The organism is Halorhodospira halochloris (genome assembly GCF_002356555.2).
Classification (GTDB): domain Bacteria; phylum Pseudomonadota; class Gammaproteobacteria; order Nitrococcales; family Halorhodospiraceae; genus Halorhodospira; species Halorhodospira halochloris.
This window is the reverse complement of sequence record NZ_AP017372.2, coordinates 1,652,501-1,674,319: the sequence shown is the minus strand read 5'-3', so window position 1 is coordinate 1,674,319 and position 21,819 is coordinate 1,652,501. Positions and strand designations below refer to the sequence as shown.

The 21,819-nt window shown below is 56.2% G+C and carries 18 protein-coding genes (1 of these 18 running past the window's edge); 14 read left to right on the top strand and 4 right to left on the bottom strand.

The genetic code is table 11. The features are described from left to right. Window positions 1–25 precede the first annotated feature (25 nt). The 3 genes from HH1059_RS07640 (at window position 26) to HH1059_RS07630 (ending at window position 1,794) form a co-directional block, all read left to right on the top strand. Window positions 26–700 carry a haloacid dehalogenase type II gene (locus HH1059_RS07640; RefSeq protein ID WP_096409626.1) on the top strand — a complete coding sequence of 225 codons (675 nt, stop codon included), beginning with the start codon at window positions 26–28 and terminating at the stop codon, window positions 698–700. Window positions 701–838: 138 nt separating this feature from the next. Continuing rightward, window positions 839–1,219, top strand: a complete 381-nt coding sequence (locus HH1059_RS07635; RefSeq protein ID WP_096409625.1) for a DUF6164 family protein — start codon at window positions 839–841, stop codon at window positions 1,217–1,219. A 101-nt stretch (window positions 1,220–1,320) separates the two neighbouring features. Further along, the gene (locus HH1059_RS07630; protein WP_096409624.1) at window positions 1,321–1,794 is read left to right on the top strand and encodes an FKBP-type peptidyl-prolyl cis-trans isomerase; all 474 of its coding nucleotides are present in this window, start codon (window positions 1,321–1,323) and stop codon (window positions 1,792–1,794) included. A gap of 105 nt (window positions 1,795–1,899) precedes the next feature. On the opposite strand, the gene HH1059_RS07625 is transcribed toward HH1059_RS07630, so the two are convergent. The 3 genes from HH1059_RS07625 to HH1059_RS07615 all read right to left on the bottom strand — a co-directional run bounded on the left by HH1059_RS07625 (window position 1,900) and on the right by HH1059_RS07615 (window position 6,042). After that, the gene (locus tag HH1059_RS07625) at window positions 1,900–3,522 is read right to left on the bottom strand and encodes a methyl-accepting chemotaxis protein (protein ID WP_096409623.1); all 1,623 of its coding nucleotides are present in this window, start codon (window positions 3,520–3,522) and stop codon (window positions 1,900–1,902) included. A 261-nt stretch (window positions 3,523–3,783) separates the two neighbouring features. Then, the gene (typA, locus tag HH1059_RS07620) at window positions 3,784–5,595 is read right to left on the bottom strand and encodes a translational GTPase TypA (protein WP_096409622.1); all 1,812 of its coding nucleotides are present in this window, start codon (window positions 5,593–5,595) and stop codon (window positions 3,784–3,786) included. Window positions 5,596–5,601: 6 nt separating this feature from the next. Further along, window positions 5,602–6,042 carry a VOC family protein gene (locus HH1059_RS07615; RefSeq protein WP_096409621.1) on the bottom strand — a complete coding sequence of 147 codons (441 nt, stop codon included), beginning with the start codon at window positions 6,040–6,042 and terminating at the stop codon, window positions 5,602–5,604. Window positions 6,043–6,299: 257 nt separating this feature from the next. Between HH1059_RS07615 and HH1059_RS07610 the strand changes: the two genes are divergently transcribed. The 9 genes from HH1059_RS07610 to nadA all read left to right on the top strand — a co-directional run bounded on the left by HH1059_RS07610 (window position 6,300) and on the right by nadA (window position 17,855). Next, a complete protein-coding gene (locus HH1059_RS07610; RefSeq protein WP_096409620.1) occupies window positions 6,300–8,090 on the top strand; it encodes an ABCB family ABC transporter ATP-binding protein/permease in 1,791 nt (596 codons plus the stop codon). Window positions 8,091–8,108: 18 nt separating this feature from the next. Beyond that, window positions 8,109–8,954, top strand: a complete 846-nt coding sequence (locus HH1059_RS07605) for a PHP domain-containing protein (RefSeq protein ID WP_096409619.1) — start codon at window positions 8,109–8,111, stop codon at window positions 8,952–8,954. Next, a complete protein-coding gene (gene dnaQ, locus HH1059_RS07600) occupies window positions 8,954–9,673 on the top strand; it encodes a DNA polymerase III subunit epsilon (RefSeq protein WP_096409618.1) in 720 nt (239 codons plus the stop codon). The genes HH1059_RS07605 and dnaQ overlap by 1 nt, the downstream gene beginning before the upstream one ends. A gap of 1 nt (window position 9,674) precedes the next feature. Continuing rightward, the gene (locus HH1059_RS07595) at window positions 9,675–10,394 is read left to right on the top strand and encodes an HAD family hydrolase (RefSeq protein WP_096409617.1); all 720 of its coding nucleotides are present in this window, start codon (window positions 9,675–9,677) and stop codon (window positions 10,392–10,394) included. A 185-nt stretch (window positions 10,395–10,579) separates the two neighbouring features. Beyond that, on the top strand, window positions 10,580–11,557 hold the full coding sequence (locus HH1059_RS07590) for a YbgA family protein (protein WP_096409616.1): 978 nt from the start codon (window positions 10,580–10,582) through the stop codon (window positions 11,555–11,557). 27 nt (window positions 11,558–11,584) lie between these two features. After that, window positions 11,585–12,862, top strand: coding sequence for an efflux RND transporter periplasmic adaptor subunit (locus HH1059_RS07585; RefSeq protein WP_096409615.1), 1,278 nt, complete (start codon window positions 11,585–11,587; stop codon window positions 12,860–12,862). Between the two features lie 3 nt (window positions 12,863–12,865). Next, a complete protein-coding gene (locus HH1059_RS07580) occupies window positions 12,866–15,997 on the top strand; it encodes an efflux RND transporter permease subunit (RefSeq protein WP_096409614.1) in 3,132 nt (1,043 codons plus the stop codon). A 1-nt stretch (window position 15,998) separates the two neighbouring features. Next, a complete protein-coding gene (locus HH1059_RS07575) occupies window positions 15,999–16,754 on the top strand; it encodes a competence/damage-inducible protein A (RefSeq protein ID WP_231901903.1) in 756 nt (251 codons plus the stop codon). Window positions 16,755–16,778: 24 nt separating this feature from the next. Beyond that, entirely contained in the window at window positions 16,779–17,855 is a 1,077-nt protein-coding gene (gene nadA, locus HH1059_RS07570) for a quinolinate synthase NadA (RefSeq protein ID WP_096409613.1), read from the top strand. A 60-nt stretch (window positions 17,856–17,915) separates the two neighbouring features. On the opposite strand, the gene HH1059_RS07565 is transcribed toward nadA, so the two are convergent. After that, window positions 17,916–19,268: an MFS transporter gene (locus tag HH1059_RS07565; RefSeq protein WP_096409612.1), complete on the bottom strand. Its 1,353-nt coding sequence runs from the start codon at window positions 19,266–19,268 to the stop codon at window positions 17,916–17,918. A 94-nt stretch (window positions 19,269–19,362) separates the two neighbouring features. Between HH1059_RS07565 and HH1059_RS07560 the strand changes: the two genes are divergently transcribed. Both HH1059_RS07560 and HH1059_RS07555 read left to right on the top strand, forming a co-directional pair. Further along, the gene (locus tag HH1059_RS07560) at window positions 19,363–20,076 is read left to right on the top strand and encodes a pseudouridine synthase (RefSeq protein WP_231901902.1); all 714 of its coding nucleotides are present in this window, start codon (window positions 19,363–19,365) and stop codon (window positions 20,074–20,076) included. A gap of 42 nt (window positions 20,077–20,118) precedes the next feature. After that, window positions 20,119–21,819, top strand: partial view of a bifunctional acetate--CoA ligase family protein/GNAT family N-acetyltransferase gene (locus tag HH1059_RS07555; protein ID WP_096409610.1) — the 5' portion only. The gene runs 936 nt beyond the window's last position; 1,701 of the gene's 2,637 nt are visible here — the first part of the coding sequence; it begins with the start codon at window positions 20,119–20,121; its stop codon lies beyond the right edge, outside the window.

Here is a 21,819-nt window from a genome sequence, read left to right as displayed (position 1 = left end):
ACACTAAACGAGTAGAGGAGCTAGGATGGCCATAACTCTAGCCTTCGATGTATACGGCACCCTGGTTGACACCAATGGTATTACCGACACCCTCCGTAAGCGAGTAGGGGATAGGGCGCCGGCGGTTGCTAAAGCCTGGCGGGATAAGCAGCTTGAGTACGCGTTTCGGCGCACGGTGATGGGAGACTTTGCCGACTTTGCCGATTGTATCAGCGATGCCCTCGACTTTACCCTGCGAGTTTACAGCGTCAGCTTGAGTGCAGCAGAGAGAGAGCGTTTACTGGAGGCCTATCAGCGTCTTCCTGCGTTTCTCGATGCTGAACCGGGTATGGAGGATTTACAACAGGCTGGTTATCGGGCCTTTGCTTTCTCTAATGCTAGCCGTGAGACGGTTAGTAAGCTGCTCGGTGATAATAGTCTGCGCCAATACTTTGAGGATGTGGTCAGCGCAGAATCGGTCGCTGCTTTTAAGCCCAGTCCCCAGGTCTATGCAGCCTTTCTCTCGCGCGTGAGTACACCGGCTGAGCAGACATGGCTTATCTCCGGCAATCAATTCGATATCATAGGGGCGCGCTCTGTTGGCTGGCAGGCCATTTGGGTGCGCCGTTTGCCTAATGTGGTCTATGATCCGTGGGGGCTTGAGCCGAATGCCACGGTATCAACCTTGACTGAGTTGCCGCGGGTCTTGCCGGCACCGTAGAGAATTTCTTAAGGCTGCCGCCATGCCCCACCCCTCAGGGGAGGAGCGGCGGTTAACTCCACAGCGGGCTTGGCGTCGTTCGACTGGTTTTGAGAAGCTTCCCGTATAACCTTAGTTCATACTACCCAGGAGACAGTCATGGCCAAGCTGATCATGAACTTACGCGGAGTTCCTGACGACGAGGCGGATGAGGTCAGGGAATTGCTGAACCAATACAACATCGATTTCTACGAGACTCCTCCCAATCGTTGGGGGATCACCAGCGGTGGCATATGGCTAAAGGATGCCGATTGCTACCCACAGGCAAAGCGCCTGCTCGATGAGTATCAGCGCAAACGCAGTGAACGGGTACGAGCCGAATATGAGGCCATGCGCCAGCGCGGCGAGATTGACACCCTCTTGCAGAGGGTTGCCCGGGAGCCACTTAAGGCCGCCCTCTATACCGTGCTGATGCTCATAATCCTGGCTTTCATGACCATACCTTTTGTCTATTTGGCCCTCGGTGTGACTAAACTGTGAGATCTTCCTTTTGAAAAGTTTGCCTTCCCCCTTGGGAAAGTCTTGGCCTTATCTGTTAGCATGGACTAACCGATTTAGTTTTTGCGACAGAGAGCATAAAGATGCAAGTAGATAATCAAAAGGTCGTCACCCTCGATTACACCCTTACCGAGAGCAAGGGCGAGGTTCTCGATCAGTCACAGGGCGGCGAGTTCGCCTATCTTCACGGCTCAGGCAATATCATCCCCGGTCTAGAAAAGGCCCTGGAAGGTAAGGAGGCTGGTGAGGAGCTTAGTGTGACTCTCGATCCGGCGGATGCCTATGGTGAACGGGATGACCGTTTAATCCAGTCAGTCCCCATGGACATGTTCCCGGAGGGGACTGAGGTCACCGTAGGTAGCCAGTTTCAGGCCCAAGGCCCTGACGGGGCGCCTATCCCGCTAGTGGTGACTAATGTTGGCGAACAAGAAGTCGAAGTAGACGCGAATCACCCGCTCGCTGGCGAGACGCTGAACTTTGATGTCAAGGTTGTCGATGTTCGTGACGCCACCGACGGTGAGATCGAGCAAGGCCAGCCCCAGCCTGGAGCTGCTTAAACGCCACCTATGTGGCTAATCTGAATGTCGATTAGCCACATGGGCACCAGGTAAGCCCCGGGCCGTGGTCACACGGCTCGGGGCGTTTTGATTTAGGCCTGTATATCAAACCCGGAACTGACCAACATGTTTTTGTAGCTCTCCAGCAAGCTGGCTCAGGCGATCGGCGATCTCCGCTGTCTCGCTGACCGATTGGTTGGTGTTGGTGGCTGAGTCGCTGATGTAGGTGATGTTTTGGTTTACCTCTTCGGCGACTTGTGATTGTTGCTCGACGGCGCTGGCTACTTGGTTGGTCATATCCTCAATCTTCGCCACCATTTGTGTGATCTCGTCCAGAGTAGCCCCGGCGTTGGTAGCCTCGCTAACAGTGTTATCCGCCTTGTCGCGGTTACTCTCCATTGATTCAACTGCCTGGCGGGTGCCCTCCTGGATACCCTCAACCATCTCCTGAATATCGCCTATCGAGTCCTGGGTCTTTTGGGCCAGTTTACGTACCTCTTCGGCAACAACTGTAAAACCGCGTCCACTCTCACCGGCCCGGGCTGCTTCTATAGCGGCGTTAAGGGCAAGCAGATTGGTTTGATCGGCAATACCCCTAATAACCTCCAGTACTTGGCCAATCTTGCCGCTTTGCTCCTCAAGGGCGTGGATGCTTGCGGAGGATTGATTGACGTTATCCGACAGGCTGTGGATGGCATCAATGGTCGCGCTGACTCCGCGCTGTCCTTGGCGCGCCTGATCGCTAGTTGAGCGAGCGGCATCTGCGGTCTCCTGGGTGTTGCGGGTTATTTCCTGAATAGATGCGCTCATCTCATTCATCGCCGTAGCCACTTCAGAGGAGCGGCTCTGTTGTTCGGCGACGTTGCCTCGATCATTTTCAGCGCTATCACGCATCTGCTGGGTTGCCGAGGCAATCTCGCTTATCGATTCGAGACTTACCTTGACCATACCCTGAATCTTATCAACAAAATTGTTATAAGCGGTGGTCAGTTGCGCTATCTCATCCTTGCCCTGGGCATTGAGGCGCTGGGTCAGATCACCATCCCCGGCGGCTATCTCCTTCATGCCTTGAACAGCAGCGGCTAGCCTGTTGGTTATGTGTCTTGATACGGCTATCGCTAGACCAAGTGCGGCAAACAGAGAGAGCACAAAGCCGACGATATTGAGCATGCCGGCACTTTGTTCAGCAACAGCAGCGGCGTCGATTCTCTGGTCGCGCTGTCGCTCAAGTATGCTGCGAAATTCAGCCAGATTTTGCTGAAATTCTAGGCGCGCATCCTGAGCATCATTGTGGTAGATCTCTTCAGCAGCGCTAAATTCGCCTTGCTCCTGAAGTTCAATTACCTCTGCCCCAGCGTGGTGGAGGTCAATATGTGGCTGTTCGAGAGAATCGAATGCCGCTCGGAACTCGCTGCTGGCCTGTTCGTAGTACTCGGTGTCGCGGAAGTCGTAGTACCATTCCCCGAACGAGCACTGCTCATAGTCGAGCATGCCATCAAAAACACGCTCATCCAGGAAGCTATTAGCGAGCTCGTTCATCCAGGCAAGGTGGTCGACCTCACGTTCGACAAGTTCGGTTGACTGCTCCATGTACTCAAGGGCAGCACGGTTGTCAGCTGCAATTCGCTGTTGGCCATAGTAAGAGATTATGGCCATAACCAGCATGAGGAGAAGGACGATGGCGAAGGCGCCAATGAGCTTAAAACGGATCGGCCAGTTTGCAAGCATAAAATAGTCCTGAAAAAGTGTAGTCTGGGCTCAATTGTTGACTGCGAGTGGGTGTCGTATAAGAATTCCCTACTGGTAGCCTCAAAAACTACCCGGGCCATTAGCTGTCCTGCTGTGAAGGACGCCGTGAATCCCTCCTTGGAGGATTCATGGCGTCATCGCTGGCGCCAAGACCCCCACACCGGGGCGGCTAATGGCGTCGGGGAAGTTTTTAGACCCTCCCCGGCAGATACTCTCTTGATAGCCAAAACGTTGTCAATTTTATATGCGCTTTTGCCGCCGTCTCTCGCTCTCTTTGAGATAGCTTTTGCGCAGGCGGATGTTTTCCGGGGTAATCTCGACTAGTTCATCGTCGTTGATCAGCTCCAAGGCTTGCTCTAGAGTTGGTCGCATGGGCGGAGTCAGTATGACATTCTCGTCGCTACCGGCGGCCCGCACATTGGTCAGCTCTTTGGCTTTGAGGGGGTTTACAGTCAGATCGTTATCGCGGCTGTGCAGGCCGATAATCATGCCCTCGTAGACCGGTTCATTCGGGCCGATTAGCATGCGGCCCCGCTCTTGCAGATTGAATAGGGCGTAGGCGACCGCTTTGCCGTCGTTACCAGAGATCATAGCACCGGCGCGCCGTTGGCCAACATCTTTATCGCTTCGCGGGCCGTAGTGGTCGAAGACGTGGGTTAGTATACCGGTGCCTGAGGTAAGGCTTAGGAAATCGGTTTGAAAACCGATCAGCCCACGGGCGGGGATGATGTAATCAAGCCTAACCCTGCCATTACTATCGACCTGCATGTCTTGTAAGCGCCCGCCACGCTCATTGAGGGCATCTATGACTGCCCCTTGGTGATCGCTGTCGATATCGGCTACGAGGTTTTCATAAGGCTCCTCGGGCTGGCCCTGGTCATTCTTACGCACGATAACCGCCGGGCGAGATACCGCGATTTCATAGCCCTCACGGCGCATATTCTCAAGCACCACGGAGAGATGGAGCAGGCCGCGCCCCGAAACATGAAAGCGATCCGGATCATCTGTCTGCTCCACCCGCAGGGCGACGTTGGATTTAAGTTCGCGCTCGAGGCGTTCGCGGATCTGCCGGCCGGTGACATAGCGGCCCTCGCGCCCGGCAAACGGCGATTTATTGACTTCAAAGCCCATGCTGACGGTCGGCTCGTCGACGCTTAGCGCGGGCAGGGCCTCTACCTGCTGCGGGTCGCAGACGGTATCGGAGATGTCGAGCGGGTCTATGCCGGTGATTGCCACGATATCGCCGGCCTCGGCACTTGCTGACTCGACGCGGTTGAGGCCGAGAAACCCGAGTAAGGTCTGGATACGGCCGTTGCGGGTGTTGCCCTGGCGATCAATGACGCTGACGTTGGTGCCGGGCGTGATGCGGCCGCGCTTGATTCGACCGATGCCGATCTGACCAAGATACTTGGAGTAGTCGAGCGAAGTTATCTGCATCTGCAGCGGGCCGCTGCTATCAACCTTCGGTGCTGCCACCTGCTCAACTATGGTTGTGAACAGTGGGGTCATGTCACCGCTGGTTATGCTAGCGTCATGGCCGGCATATCCGCCTAGAGCCGAGGCATATATCACCGGAAAGTCAAGCTGCTCTTCAGTGGCACCGAGATCGGCGAAAAGGTCGAAAGTACGGTCAATCACCCAGTTAACTCGGGCGCCAGGGCGGTCGATCTTGTTGACCACGACAATCGGCTTAAGTCCGAGCTTGAAGGCCTTCTCAGTAACGAAGCGCGTCTGCGGCATAGGCCCATCTTGGGCGTCGACAAGCAACAGCACCGAGTCGGCCATGGAGAGCACGCGCTCAACTTCGCCGCCGAAGTCGGCGTGCCCGGGCGTGTCGATTATATTGATCCGGTAGCCCTGCCAGTCGATAGCGGTGTTCTTGGAAAGGATTGTTATGCCGCGCTCCTTTTCCAGGTCGTCGGTATCCATAACCCGTTCGGAATCATCGCGGCTGTCGAGGGTTCCAGATTGTTGTAAGAGGCGGTCGACGAGGGTTGTCTTGCCGTGATCGACGTGGGCAATTATTGCTATGTTGCGAAGATTTTCAGCCATTTAGGGTTACCAGGTTCCTGTGTTTTCCATGGATGACCACGGTTCTTGAGGGGGCTTGGCATCTCCGGCTTGAAGCAGCTCAATGGAGATGCCGTCGGGAGAGCGGATAAAGGCCATGTTGCCGTCACGAGGGGGGCGATTGATGGTTATGCCGGCATCCATCAAGCGTTGGCAAGTGGCGTATATGTCCTTGACGCGATAGGCGATGTGGCCGAAGTTGCGGCCTCCGGAGTAGGTCTCGGGATCCCAGTTGTAGGTTAACTCGAGTAGTGGGGCCTGATCAGCCTTAGCGCGCTCGGCATCATCTGGGGCAGCGAGGAAGACCAGCGTAAAGCGGCCCTTCTCGCTCTCGTGACGTTTAACCTCTATGAGGCCGAGTTTGTTGCAGTAAAAGTCGAGCGACTGATCTAAATCGCTGACTCTTACCATGGTATGCAGGAACTGCATGCTTTATCCTCCTTGTTGCTCTATGGGAGCCGTCAAGAGACCTTTACTAACCTTTAGGGAGGCAGAGCCAGAGGTGGCGCCCATACGGACGCCGTATATCCTTCCCTGGAGGCTTGACGGTCGCATCCTTGCGGCGGAGACCCCGCGCATGCTCGCCACCTCTGGCTCCGCCTCCCTAAAGGTTAGTGAGAACCCTTGCAATAGCCGCGGCATCTTATCATCTTATAGCGGATCATCTTAAGGCGGGATAGATTAATTTGGGCATTAAGCGCAGCAACGACTATAGTGGCCAGCGGCCTAATTGGCGCATCGTGCTCAGCGTCTTGCCCTATTTGCGCGAGTTCCGCCAGCGCGCCTTGTTGGCCCTCGGCTTTCTGGTCTTAGCCAAGATAGCTACCGTCCTGGTGCCGGTCGCCCTTAAATTCCTCGTCGACCACCTAGATGAGGGTAGGGATGGCGAGATGATCTTGTTTATTCCCCTAGTGCTAGTGGTTGCCTACGGGCTGTTGCGATTTATGTCGACCGCCTTCCAGGAGCTGCGTGACGCTATCTTCGCCCGGGTCGCAGAGCGTACCATGCGTCGCGCCGCGCTGCAGGCCTTTGAGCACTTGCACCGTCTCGATCTGGGGTTTCACTTGGCGCGGCGCACCGGTGCATTGGCCCGGGATATTGAACGGGGCACCAGCGGCATGGCTTTTCTGTTGCGGACCCTGGTGTTCAATATCGGCCCCACATTAGTAGAACTGAGTCTGGTGGCACTGGTTTTGGCTATCGCCTTTGACATTTCATTTGTCATTACTGTGGCTGTGGCAGTGCTGTTCTATGTTGTCTATTCACTGCTGGTTACAGAATGGCGAACCCGTTTTGTGCGCGAAGCCAATGAGATGGATAACCGCTCAAATACTCGGGCTCTAGACAGTCTGCTCAACTACGAGACGGTTAAATACTTCAACGCAGAGCAGCAAGAGGCCGATGCCTACGACCGTGATCTGGCGGCTTGGGAGCAGGCCAGGATCAAACACCGGGTCTCCCTGGCTACACTGAATACTGGACAAGCCTTCATTGTAGCTGTCGCGGTAACGGTCATGATGGGTATGGCAACCTTGCAAGTCGCGGACGGTAGTATGAGTCTGGGCGACTTGACCATGATAAATGCCTACCTACTGCAGCTGTTTATACCGCTGAACAATCTTGGCTTTGTCTACCGTGAGATGCGCGAAGCCCTGGTAAATATTGAGCGCCTGTTTGGTCTTACCGATCAGCCGCCGCAGGTCGCCGATATGCCTCAGGCGCGTGTACTCGAACCCAATGGCGGCGAGGTCTGCTTCGAGGGTGTCAGTTTTGCATATCAGGGTGATCGCCCCATCCTGCGCGATGTCAGTTTCACGGTGCCGGTCGGGGCCAAGGTGGCGATTGTCGGTCCTAGTGGGGCCGGTAAGTCTACCGTGGCGCGTCTGTTATTCCGCTTCTACGATGTCGACTCGGGTCGTATAACAATCAATGGCGAGGATATTCGTGCGGTTACCCAGCACAGTCTGCGCGCGGCTATAGGTGTGGTGCCGCAGGATACGGTGCTGTTCAATGATACAATCCGCTACAATATTGCCTACGCCAACCGAGGCGCTAGCGATAGTCAGATTTGGCAAGCAGTGCGGCGTGCTCACCTGGAGGGGTTCATCAACTCCTTGCCCGAGGGGCTGGATACGCTAGTTGGTGAGCGAGGCCTGAAGGTCTCCGGCGGTGAGAAGCAGCGGATAGCCATTGCCCGGGTGCTGCTTAAGGACCCGCCGCTGTTGGTCCTTGACGAGGCGACATCTTCTCTCGACTCGGCTGCTGAGCAGGCGATCCTCGCCACTCTGGATGAGGTGTCTCAGGCGCGCACAACTTTGGCCATAGCTCATCGCTTATCAACAATTCAAGATGCGGACAAGATACTGTTGCTTGAAGATGGTCGTATTAAAGAGGCTGGAACCCACAGCGAGCTTCTCGCCCGGGATGGTGGCTATGCCCGGCTGTGGCGCTATCAGCAGGGCATGGGTGGTTGCTAAAGGCTTGCTAATAAATAAATGAGCTTGATCTACGATTTGCACTGCCACTCAAATATCTCCGACGGGCTACTTGCCCCGCATGAAGTGGTTGCTAGGGCCGCTCGGCGTGGCGTGACCACCCTCGCGCTTACCGATCACGATACTATCGATGGGGTGGCAAGTGCACGTCAGGCGGCACAAGCGCGTGGTATTGAGTTAATTACCGGGGTTGAACTCTCGGTGATTTGGCAAAGGCGTACTTTTCACATTGTCGGTTTGGGCGTTGATACTGCTGAAGAGAGGCTGCTTGGCGGGCTCGAGCGCATGCAGCAGGCGCGCCATGCCAGGGGGGTCGCCATCGGTGAGCGCCTCGAACGGGCCGGCTTGACCGGTGCTCTCGACGGGGCCCGGGAGGTGGCAGGAGCAGCGCAACTGACCCGTGCCCATTATGCCCGCTGGCTGGTAGATACAGGACAGGTGCGGGGTTATGAAGATGCATTTAAGCGCTATCTGCGCCGCGGCAGAGTAGGGTATGTGCATGGTGACTGGGTGGAACTCGAAGAGGGGATAGAGTGGATTAATAACGCTGGCGGGATAGCGGTTCTGGCCCATCCACTCGGTTACGATCTCACTGGTGCCTGGTTGCGCCGAGTCCTTGACGCCTTCACCGCAGCAGGAGGTCGCGGTCTTGAGGTTGGTTGTGGGACCTCGCCTCTGCCGCGTCAGGTTGCGCAGCTCGGCGGTTGGTGCCGTCGTTACGAATTGCTAGCCTCGGTAGGCTCCGACTTTCACGCCCCTGGGTATAACGCCAGGGATTTGGGCTCTGCCCCGCAACTGCCGGATGATTTACCAGTTATCTGGCAAGAGTTGGAGGTCAATAGCTGATGCGGCAAATCCTGCTAGATACTGAGACCACCGGTTTTGAGCCCAGCGATGGGCACCGGATCATTGAGATTGGCTGTGTCGAGCTGATAAAACGCCGGGTCACAAGGAATACCTTCCATCGCTATATCAATCCGGGCCGTGGTGTCGACGAAGGGGCGCAGAGTGTCCACGGTCTGAGTAACTCCTTTCTTGCCGATAAGCCGCGTTTTGCTGAGATAGCCGCAGATTTTATCGATTACATTCGTGATGCTGAGGTCATCATCCACAACGCTCCGTTCGATGTGGGGTTTATCGACCATGAGCTGAGCCTGCTCGGTAGACGCTGGGGTAAGCTTGAGGATTACTGCACTGTTACTGATTCCCTGGAGCTGGCCCGTAAGAAGCACCCGCGACAGCGCTGTAGCCTTGATGCGCTATGTAAACGCTACAGCATCGACTCCTCACGCCGGGAGCTGCATGGGGCATTGCTCGACGCTGAGTTACTGGCCGGTGTCTATCTGGCTATGACCGGGGGGCAAGCCACCCTCGCCCTAGGAGGCGGTGGCGACACTGACGAATCTGGGGTGGAGCAGGTGAGGGCGTTGCCGAGTGATCGCCCCCGCTTGCCGGTCCCGGAGCTAAGTGACAGCGATTGTGCGGCACACGAGCAGCTGCTGCAGCGGATTGATAAAAGCTGTTCCTCAGGACAGGCCCTGTGGCGGTCACAAAGCGGGCACTGACATGATTAAATCTCCACTGCATGCGGTTACTTTTGATTTGGATGATACCCTCTGGTCGGTGGATGATGTGCTCGCCCGGGCTGAGCAGGTCTTGTATGAATATTTGCGCTGCGAGTATCCGCTGATCGCCGAGCGCTTTGCCATTGCCGATATGCGTGAATTGCGTCGCCGTCTAGCAGCTGAGCGCGCCGATCTGGCCCGTAACGCAACTAAGCTGCGCCGGGCTATGCTCTATTATGTCGCCCAAGACTGCGGGCTGGATGAGTCTGCAGCCGAGCAGTTTACCGAGCTATGCTTTGCTATCTTCATTGAGGCTCGGCAACAAGTAAAGCCTTATGAGGAGGTCCCGGAAGCCATAAGGTATCTCGCGCAGCACCTCTCCATAGGGGTGATAACCAACGGCAATGCGGATGTTTATCGGACCGAATTAGGGCCCTTCATTGACTTCGTTGTGCGTGGTGTTGATATAGATATACCCAAGCCGGAGCCGGAGATATTCCATTACGCCTGCCGCCAGGCGGGTTTGGCCCCGGAGCATGTACTGCATGTCGGTGACGACCCGTGGATAGATGCTGCCGGGGCGCTGAGTGCAGGTATGCAGGCAGCTTTAATTTGTCGTGACGGAGTGCCGGGGGGTAGCGCAACCTTGCCTGATTGTGCCATTGTGCCCGATCTCAATGCCCTTAATCGTTTGATTGATCGAGCCTTGGGGTGCCTCTAAAAACTTCGCCGGCGCCACCATCCGCCCCGGTGTGGAGGTCTTGGCGCCAGGGATGGCGCCATGAAGCCTCCAGGGATGGATTTACGGCGTCCTCCACACCGGGGTGGATGGTGGCGCCGGCGAAGTTTTAGAGGTTCCCCTTGGTAGAATCTTGAAAGTTGTCTCTCGCAGGTAGTTTAAAGCCTATGTCGCAAGCGCAAAGTTCGCTTCCGCAGGATTCCTTAATTCCGGTCGGCGTGAGCAGTTGTCTGCTCGGCGAAGAAGTGCGTTACGACGGCAGCCATAAGCGTGACCGCTTCATAACCGATAAGTTGAGCAGCTATCTCGAGTTTGTGCCGATCTGTCCGGAGGTGGCGATTGGAATGAGTATTCCGCGCCCACCGATTCGCCTTGAGCTGGTTGAGGGCGAGGTCAGATTAAGGGGGGTGCGCGATAGCTGCGTCGATGTCACTGAGCCGATCGGCGAATACTCCAGCGCTATCTCCTCTGCCATTGACAACCTAAGTGGCTATATCCTTAAGAGTAAGTCACCGAGTTGTGGTATGGAGCGGGTCAAGGTCTATAAACCGGACGGCAACCTGGCCGGTTTTTCTTCCCCTGGCATGTATGCTCGCCGGTTACTGGAGCGCTATCCGCTGCTGCCTGTGGAAGAGGACGGGCGCTTGAATGACCCGGCCTTGCGCGATTCATTTATTTGTCGAGTATTTGCCTATCACCGCTGGCGTCAGCTCTGTGCCGCGGGACTAAAGCGCGATGACATAGTGCAGTTTCACGCCGAGCACAAATTGCTGATTATGGCCCACGACGAGCAGCGTATGCGCCGCTTAGGGAAGTTGGTGGGGAGCCTTGGTAAGGAGGATCTGGATGCCGCGGCTCAGGAGTATATCAAGGAATTCATGGCGGCATTAGCCCAGCCGGCAACGCGCAAGCGGCATGTCAATGTTCTGCAGCACTTACTCGGCTACCTTAAGCGGGACCTAGCGCCTGATGACAAACGCGAGGTACTAAATGTTATTGATCAGTATCGCCTCGGCATGATCCCCCTGATTGTGCCCATAACCCTTTTGAGGCACCATTTCCGCCGCATAAGAGTGCCCTACGTTGAGCGTCAGCTCTACCTTTACTGGAGTCCACCAGAGCTTGCTCTACAAAATGAGCTTTGATCTAGTCTAATATAAGGGTTAGCTGTAGTGATAAAAGGATTGCGCTGGCGCTACTGGTTGGGCTGGGGGTTGCCCGTTATAGTCCTTGCCGGTGGGGTAATTATCTTTGTCTTACTTGTTGCAACTCGCCCGCAGCCTGTAGAACGCGAGCCGGCAGAGCCGCACTGGGTGGTTACCACTACAACCGCTGAGCCTGCGGCCCACAAGCCACTGCTTCGTATCTACGGCTATGTCGTTTCGCCCAGCGCGGTGACTGTGAAATCGGCGGTCGAAGCGGATGTTAAGGATGTTCCGGCCCGGGATGGGAGTCTGATTAAGCGCGATGGGTTGCTGGTTGAGCTTGATGATGGCGAGTTGCGCGATGTCCTGCGCCAGCGTCAGGCTGAGCTAGATGAGCTGGAGGCCGCTTTACGTCAGGAGCGGCGTGCAGTAGCAGCCGATGGTGATGATCTGCGTGCCGAAAAGAAGCTGCTGGAGATAGATAAGCGGCGGGTGTCGCGGTTAGAGCGTTTGGTCGATGATGAAGCGGCATCGCCGTCTGAGCTTGATGATGCGCAGGAGGCCAAGGAGCGACGGCGCCAGGCGGTTACCAGGGCACAACAGGCGGTTGATGATGGTGAGGCCCGGATTCAAGCTGCCGAAGCGCGCCGGGATGCAGCTGAAGCTGCGCGCGATCAGGCTCGACGTGATGTTGAGCGCAGTTCGATAAAGTCGCCGTTCCGCGGTCGGATAAGTGGCGTGGAGGTAGCTGCTGGCGATCGGGTAACACCCGGCTCGAGCCTGGTAGAGATTTACGATACCGGCGACCTTGAAGTGCAAGCGCGGATTCCTTCGCCGCGCCTTGGTTCGTTGCAGCGCGCCCTTGCTGGCGGGGTTGAGGTAGCTGGTCGAGCATATATAGACGGAGTCACCAAACAGGTTGAATTGGATCGTTTCGCTGGGCGAAGCCCGCGTGATCAGGGCGGGGTGGAGGCCCTATTTGCCCTTGAGGGGCGGCATGATGATGTCGCCTTGGACCGCTTTGCGACAATTGAGCTGGAATTACCGGTCGAGCCGCAGAGCTTGGTCCTACCCTATGAAGCACTCTACGACATGGATCGGATCTTTGTTGTAGGGGAAGATGACAGACTGCGTGAAGTAGAGGTTCAACGTTTAGGTGAGGCAAAGCTGGCAGGCTCTCCTGAAGGCCGACAAAGAGGTGCTCTGGTTCGTGTGCCGCAGCTCGAGCCCGGAGCAGAGATAGTTACTACTCAAATACCCCAAGCCACTGACGGGTTGCGGGTGCGCGTCCGGGAAGAGCATTAAGCCATGCCCGCACCGCGCCGTGATGCCATGCGTTGGCTGGCCGAGCATCCAGTTGCTGCGAATCTGGTGTTAGCACTGATGTTCGTCTCCGGCTTCTACGCGGTAACCCAGCTCAATACCCAGTTCTTCCCCAACTTTGAGCTCGAGGTGGTGACCGTTGAGGTGCCGTGGACCGGTGCCACTGCTGAGGATGTTGCCGCATCTTTGACCCGCCCACTGGAAGACGCGGTGCGTGACGTCCAGGGACTGCGGGAGATGGAGTCGAGTTCAACCGATGGCTTGGCGAGCATCACCCTGGAGTTTGCTGAGGGCACGGATATGACCGATGCCGTGGAGTCGGTCAAGGATCGTGTGGCGGGTATCCGTAACTTGCCCGAGGAGGCCGAGGAGCCTACTATTCGTCGCCCACCACGGTTCGATCCTATAGCCAGGGTAGCCATAAGTGGTGATGTCTCAGCACAGACGCTGCGGGCGTGGGCGCAGGATATGGAGGATGAGCTGCTGCGTCGCGGTGTAGCAGATGTGCAGATCAGCGGCATGGCCGAGCTGGAGGCGGCGGTCGAGATAGAGCAAAGGTGGTTGCTTGATAGCGGTCTGACCTTCGGAGAGCTGGGCAATCTTCTCGCCAGCGAGAGCCTAGACATGCCCGGCGGTGAAGTCGGCGCAGCGGATATCGCTCGGCAGTTACGCAGCCTAGAGCAGCGGCGCAGTGTCGAAGGGCTGCGCGACCTTCAAGTGAGTGTGGGAGATGATGGGTTGCCACTGCTCTTGGGAGATCTGGCGCAGATCGAGCTGCGCGCCCGGGAGCAGCAGGTCAGTGTCCGTCGCGGTGAGTTCCCGGCGATTGAGATGCTGCTCCAGCGTGCCGAAGATCAGGATTCGCTGGAGGCGGCACGCATCCTCGATGAATGGTATGCGGATGTCGAGCAACGCCTGCCTGATAGCATGGAGATCACTCTCTATGATCAGTTCTGGGAGCTGGTCAGTGAGCGGATAGGGCTGCTGCTGGTTAATGGTCTTGCCGGTCTTTTGCTGGTGGTGGCCATTCTCTTCACGTTTTTGACCGCGCGAGTTGCCTTCTGGGTCACTGTGGGTATCCCAGCGGCCTTTCTGGCCGCTTTGACTGTGCTCTGGGCGGTGGGCGGTACGATCAACATGATGAGTCTGTTTGCACTCATTATGACTTTGGGGATCATTGTTGATGATGCCATTGTGGTTGGTGAGCGTGGAGTGGCCCGCTTTGAGCGCGGCGAGTCGCCCGGTGAGGCAGCAGCGGGGGGTGCGCGGGATATGTTGGCGCCGGTTATGGCGTCATCGCTGACCACAGTGGCGGCCTTTATTCCCTTAATGGCTATTGGCGGGACTATGGGCAATATCATGTTTGATATCCCGCTAGTAGTTATCTGCGTGATTATCGCCTCGCTTATTGAGGCCTTTATAGTTCTGCCTGGGCACTTGCGCCGCTCCTTTGAGGGACAGCAACGCGGGCGCTCACCGACACGTCTGCGCCGGGCGGTTGAAAGTGGTTTTGACAACTTCCGTTACGGTGTTTACCGACGCTGGGTCAGCACCGCGGTACGCTGGCGCTGGAGTACTCTGGCTAGCGCATGTGCCTTGTTGGTTGCAGCGATCGGCTTGGTGGCTGGAGGGCGGATAGATTTCACCTTTTTCCCCGAGCCCGAAGGGACGGTCATTTACGCCAATGTCGGTTTTGCCCCGGGGACACCGCCGGAGCGGGTGGATGCCTTTATCCACGATATAGAGCGCAAGTTAACCGAGGTTGATGAGCAGCTTGCTGAACAGGAGCTGGTTCGTTCGCGGGTGGTTCGTCAAGGCGAGACGTACAGTGCCGGCGGGGAAAGGGTCAGCCGCGGGGATCATTATGCCGGAGTGGTCGTTGAGCTTATTTCTCCGGAACTACGCGAAGTTCGCAACTCGACTATCCTCGCCGCCTGGGAGCAGAGCATTGAGCGCCATCCTGGAGTCGAGCGCTTGGTTATGCGCGAGCGGGTGGCAGGCCCTCCAGGAGAGGATATCAATGTCCGGCTTAGTGGTGCAGAGCCAGAAGTTCTGCGTAGTGCTGCGGATGATCTGCGCGAGGTCTTGAGTACCTTTTCGGGGGTTAGAGGGGTCGATGATGACCTGCCTTATGGTCAGGAGCAGTTGCTCTATAGCCTCAATGCCGAAGGCCGCGCCCTAGGGTTGAGTACTGATGACCTCAGCCGCCAGATCCGGGATGCCTTCGCCGGCAATCTGGCGCAGATTTATCATCAGGGCCGCGATGAGGTTGAGGTTCGGCTGCGCCGGCCGAAGACCGAGCGCGATAATCTAGCTGCTCTGCTAGATACCCAGATCAGGCTACCTGATGGTGGGTTGGTGCCCCTAGAGAGCGTAGTCGATCTTGATTCCAGGCGCGGTTTTGAAGTTGTGCGCCACTTTAACGGCGATTTAGTAGTTAGCATTACCGCAGATGTCGATGACCAGATGGGTAATGCTGGTGATATCCGGCGCGATCTGAGCGCTAATGTGCTACCGCAGCTCGAGCACGATTACGGTGTTGAAAGTTCCTTTGGTGGCCGGGCTGATATGCAGGAGGAGACCCTGGGCGATATGCAAAGTGGTCTCTTTTTGGCCCTGGGGCTTATCTATTTGGTGTTAGCTTGGGTGTTTGCTTCCTACGGCTGGCCATTATTGGTAATGGCGGTCATCCCATTCGGGATTGTCGGGGCCTTAGCGGGGCACTGGCTGATGGGGATAGATCTTACCCTGCTCTCGTTGTTTGGGTTGTTTGGTCTGACTGGCATCACTGTCAATAATGCTATAATCCTGACCATCTTCTATCGCCAGATCAGGGCCAGTGGGGTTGCCGTCGACGAGGCCCTAGTGCAGGCGTCTTGTCAGCGCTTGCGGGCCATGATTCTCACCTCACTTACTACCATTGGTGGGTTGTTGCCGCTGCTAGCGGAGACTTCAGTGCAAGCACAATTCCTGATACCAATGGCGGTAGCAATAGCATTCGGTTTGGCTGGGGCAACCGCTATCGTGCTCTTCCTTATGCCGGCGCTGCTGAGCATATACGAAGGTGCTGCCGAGCGGATTGCTCAGGGCCGTGGTAGAGCAAGGATTATGGAGTAGGGTGGGGCTTACTGGCGTGCGCATTGGTGCATTGATTATCGGCGATGAGTTGTTGACCGGCAGGCGGCAAGATCAACATCTACCGGCGCTGATAGAAATACTTGCCAAGCGCGGCCTGGAGTTGGCTTGGGTGCGCATACTCGGGGATGATCCGGCATTGCTCACTCAAACCCTGCAGCAGACTTTCGCTACTGATGATATTGTCTTAAGTTTTGGCGGAATTGGGGCTACCCCCGACGATCGTACCCGTCAATGCTGTGCTAAAGCACTAGCAGTGCCACTGCAGCGCCATATAGATGCACAGCAGGCTATGCAGCACCATTTTGGCGATAGGGCCGATGAGCAACGTCTGCGCATGGTTGATTTTCCCCAGGGTGCGGCTATGATCCCCAATCCGGTCAATAAGGTTGCTGGATTCAGCATCAAAGACCACCACTTTGTGCCCGGTTTTCCGAGCATGGCCTGGCCTATGATTGAGTGGGTTATGGATACCTATTATGTCCATATACAGCAGCCGGGACATGTAGAACAGCGGACCATGCGCGTTATCGGGGCGCGTGAGGGGGATTTGATCCCCCTCCTGGAAAGACTGCAAGGGGCCTATCCGCAGCTGCGCATATCCTGTTTACCCAGCGCATCTGCACAGGGCTGTGGCTTTGAGGTAGAGCTCGGAGTAAGTGGTCCCAATCCATTGGTAGCTCAGGCCTTTGCTCAGCTTACTGATATGTTGGCGGAGAACGGCTACAATTGGGAATAGTAGATTTATTTGGGCAGGTCGCTAATGTCAGATTCTCCTATTAAAACACCGTTTGTCCCGCGGTATTTTCGGTCCCAGGCTTATACCGCCGCTGAGCAGTTGAGTGAGGAGCAGCGCGCTGAGCTGCGCGAGCGTATTCCTAGGCTGTTGCAAGAGAAGGATGCGGTACTGGTGGCCCACTATTATACCGATGGTGAGATACAGCGCATGGCCGATCAGACCGGGGGGTGTGTCTCTGACTCTCTAGAGATGGCTAGGTTCGGTGCCGAGCATACCGCCTCTACTGTTGTAGTGGCGGGCGTGAGGTTTATGGGCGAGACCGCTAAGATACTAACCCCGCATAAGCGTGTTTTGATGCCTACTCTTGAGGCTACCTGTTCGTTGGATATCGGCTGTCCCGCTGAGCAGTTCGCCGCCTTTTGTGATCAGCATCCAGAGCGCACGGTGGTTGTCTACGCCAATACCTCAGCGCAGGTTAAGGCGCGGGCAGACTGGGTGGTCACTTCTAGTATCGCTGTAGATGTTGTGCGCCACCTGCATGAGTCAGGTGAAAAGATACTCTGGGCTCCGGATCGTTATCTTGGTGAGTACGTGCAGCGGGAGACCGGTGCTGATATGTTGCTTTGGCAGGGCAGCTGTATCGTCCATGAAGAGTTCCGGGCTCTTGAGCTGACTGAACTGCGTAAATATTACCCGCAAGCTGAGGTGTTGGTGCACCCTGAATCACCTGGTGCGGTTATTGAGCAGGCCGATGTCGTCGGCTCGACAACCCAGCTCCTTAAGGCAGCTCAAAATAGCAGTGCGCCGCAGCTGATCGTTGCCACGGATGCCGGTATTTTCCACAAGATGCAGCAGCTCGCCCCCGGCAAGGAGCTAATCGCGGCCCCTACTGCCGGGCATAGTGCCAGCTGTCGCTCCTGTGCCCATTGCCCATGGATGGCTATGAACGGCCTGGTTAATCTGGCTAGCGCTTTGGAGCAGGGGGCTCCAGAGGTCCATGTTGACCCGCAAGTGGTGGCCAAAGCACAACATTCACTCGGGCGAATGCTCGATTTTGCTGCTCAGCGTTCGGCTCAAGTGCTCGGTGTTGGTGATGCATGAACTACTCCCGCCTAGCCTTTCAGGCTATGGCGTGAGTTGTGCGCTGCAACGGTAGATGGTTCATTCCGCTGCGCTTTGCCGACGCTCGCGGAGTTTTTCCTGGATCTCTTTGTGCTTGGTCGCATCCAGGGGCAGGTTCCAGATCTGAGTTACCGCTATCAGCTTGGCAAAGGCAGATCCCAGCCCTGCCGTTATCAGGATAAGCTCATTAGAGGCCTTATCTGCTCCGGGTGTTATGGCGGCACTGCCACCGGTTATGGCAAGGACCCCAACGGCGAACAGGATAGCAACGGCCAATGCGCACCGGCCAGCAAATAGCCATAGCCCGAACTGAAAACCAGCGCGCGCTGTGTCGTTTCGCAATGACTCAGAGTCTACCGTATCAGCTTGGATAGCGGCCGATAGGGCCCAGTCCATGCCCGCAGTGAAGCCAATCAGTGCAGTCAGAATCAGCATGACCAGGGTATCCCCCTCGGCGAGCAGGGGGATCCAAATCAACACTGCGGCAGTGTAGATAAGTGCTGCTGACCAGCTCTGATGCTTGCCGCAACGGCGCGCCAGTGCCAGCCCTATCGGCAAGCCTACAAGCGCCGCCGCAAGATATGTAAAGACAACTGGCAGGATTATGTTGCTGGTTCCGACAACTTCCATGCTTATATGGAATATCAGAATTACCGGCAAGCTATTGGCGAAGATGTTAAGTGAGTGGGCGATCAGAAGACGGCGCCATGAGGGGCTGACGCGGATCCTACGAAAAGATTGCATAAATCTTTCCGGTGCAGGTGCTGAGCCAGGATCGGGTAGGTAGATTAGCATCATTAAGCTAGCGACTAGGCTGAGCAAAACTATAGACCAAAAGATTGCTTGGTCTACCCCTTGGGTTAGGACTCCGGATTGCGTAGCCAAAAATGGCAATGCCAAGCCAACTATTAGCCCTATCGTAAGTGTTGTCTGTCCGGCGAAATAAAATCTGCTGCGCTGATGATAATAACCTGACAGTTCCGCAGGCCAAGCTAATTGACTGACGCGCATTATTGACAAGCCAAAAGTGAGAGCGCAGCCACTAACTAATAGCTGAGCCTTGCCCCATTGATCGTCAATCAATAGTGGCACCGCAAGTCCTATAATCATCAGCGTTGCTCCGCAAAACCAGCCGAGCTTTCGCCTCCCTGCGGGGATTGAGTTACGATCACTCCAGTAACCAAAGAATAGTGGTGTAACTGTATCGACGATGCGCAGGATGGCGATAATTATCCCTACGAATAGTATTGAAACCTGCGGTGTGTCGATTAAAGGGGGCGCCAAGTATAGGTAAAATGCCGGCAGGCAGATTGCCGGCGGTAGGCCAAGCATGGCGTAGGCAAAAATGGCGGTGCGGTTATGTACTGGCACTGCAGCCGGACTAGTTGACATAATTTGTGGTTATAGCCAAAAGCGGTTTTTGTTATGCTGATACTATCCTGTACGCTAGTATAAAAGACAGGGCTAAGTTTTGGGTTGCCAGTCAGTGATCACCGATAGCCATAGGCTCCAAGTCCTCTATAAGGATGAGCGTATGGTGGCGGTCTATAAGCCAAATAATTTGTTAGTCCATAGGACTGGTATTGACCGTGATCGGGTTGCAGCTGTTCAACTGGTGCGTGATCAGCTAGCCGGGCAGTGGGTCTACCCAGTTCACCGTTTAGACCGGGCGACTGCCGGGGTTTTGCTCTTCGCTCTCGATCCTGACGCGGCGGGCAAAATCGCCGCGGCGTTTCGCGAGCAGAGGGTTGTTAAACGATACCGCGCCGTTGTCCGTGGTTGGATAGAGCAGGGCGGTCGTGTCGATAAGCCACTTGGCAGGGGGCGGCGTGGTGAGGGGGGCGATCCTCAGCCGGCGGTCACTGAGTTTAAACCCCTGGCTTGGGCTGAATTGCCTACGCCGGTCTCCCGCTACTCGACGGCTCGTTATACCTGTATCGATCTATGGCCTCGCAGTGGCAGACGGCATCAGTTGCGCCGCCATCTGAAGTCGCTTAGCCACCCCATCATTGGCGACACTACACACGGTGATAGTGCCCACAACTCACTCTTCCGCGAGCTTTTTGGTGTCTGGAGGCTGATGCTGATGGCAACGGAGATATGCTTGCCGCATCCTGAGGATGCGCAGCCGATCCGGATAACCGCACAACCTGATAAAGAGTGGCAATATGTGCTACGTCAGCTTGGTATTGCTTGCTAAAAAGGCTCATAAAAGTTTCTCCGACTACGGAATCTTAAAACTATGACGGTACGCAATCTTGAGGCGCTGTTTCAGCCACGCTCTGTAGTGCTGATCGGCGAAGGTGGCGATCTCGATCGGCGGATCTTGCGCAATCTGCTCAGTGAGCCCTTCCAAGGGCCGGTGATGCCGCTAATGCAGGGCGTTAGCTCACTTGCCGCCGTGCCAGTTTACTCCAGCCTCGAACAGCTGCCGGCTATTCCCGATCTGGCAGTAATCACCCAGCCGGTTGGGCACGCCCCGGACTGGATAAGACGGTTGGGTGAATTAGGCACTCGCGGTGTTATGGTAGCGCGCTCTGTATCGCCCGATTGTAGCTATGAACGCAGTAAGGAGTTGGAGCAGGCCCTATTGGAGGCAGCTCGGCCGTACATGATAAGGGTTGTTGGGCCAGGTAGCAGCTGCCTGAGTGTGCCCCATCTAGGTCTGCACGCCTCAACTATGCCGGTCACCCTGGAGCCGGGCCGGGCGGCTCTGGTGACCAAGTCGTCGGCCATGGCCGGCGCTGCGCTGCAGTGGTGCGCTGAACATGGCGCTGGGCTGTCTCACGTGATTCATATTGGCGGTGCCGTAGATGTCGATCTTGGTGATAGCTTCGATTACCTCGCCACCGATCACCGCGCCCGAGCTGTAATAGTTTATCTGGAGCGGGTGCGCCGAACCCGCAAGTTTATGTCGGCGCTTCGCCGGTTGGCGCGCATGAAGCCAGTAATAGTGCTTAAACCAGTCGAGGTTGGAGCAGATGAGATAGATGATTTTGTTTATGATGCCGCCTTCCGCCGAGCCGGTGTGGTGCGGGTAGATGATCTTGAGGAGTTATTCAGCGCGGTTGAGATCCTGGAGACGAGTCGCCCTCCAGGGCGTGATGGAACACTCGGCATCATAGGCAACAGCCGCAGTCTGGGCTTGCTGGCCGGCAACGCTCTGCGTCGTTATGACAATTCCCCGCAGAGGATCAGCGCTGAAAGTAGTGACAAGCTCGCCGGCTTAGCACGCGACCCTGAGGCTAGTGATAATCCTCTCGACCTTGGCGGCGATGCTGGGGCGTCAGAATATGATAAGGCACTGGATATCCTCGGTGGAGATCGTCAGGTGAGCGGCATCTTGGCAATCAAGTCGCCAGGCGCTAGCGACGATGGCCAAGAGGTTGCCGAGGTCATTGTTAAGCACGCTAAGCGGTTGCGCAAACCGCTGCTGGCGGCATGGGGGAATTCGGCGGGAGAGAGTGGCAAAGCCTTCCTAGAGGATAAGGTGCCGGCTTTTGAGTATCCTGAGGAGGCAGTGCGTGCCTTCAGCCGGCTGCTGCAATACCGGCGTAGCCAGACTTTGTTGATGCAGACCCCACCTTCAGTGCCGGAAGATTTTACTCCCGATTATGAACAGGCCCGGCTTATCCTCTCCGCGGCTCTGACCGCAGGACGCGATCAACTCAATGAATATCAGACCCAGCGTCTGCTGAGTGCTTATGGCATACCGTCTGTGGAGACTCGGCGAGCTTCTGATCCAGAGCAGGCAGCGGAGGTTGCCGAGGAGTTTGATCAACCGGTAGTGCTCAAGCTGATGTCTCCGGAGGTGGAATTAAAATCACAAGTCGGTGGTGTCGTGCTCGATTTAGAAGGGGGGGCGGCGGTATACGCCCAAGCCCAGGCCATGCTGGAGCGGCTGCATAAGGTTAGCGGTGACAATGCGGCATTTGACGGTTTT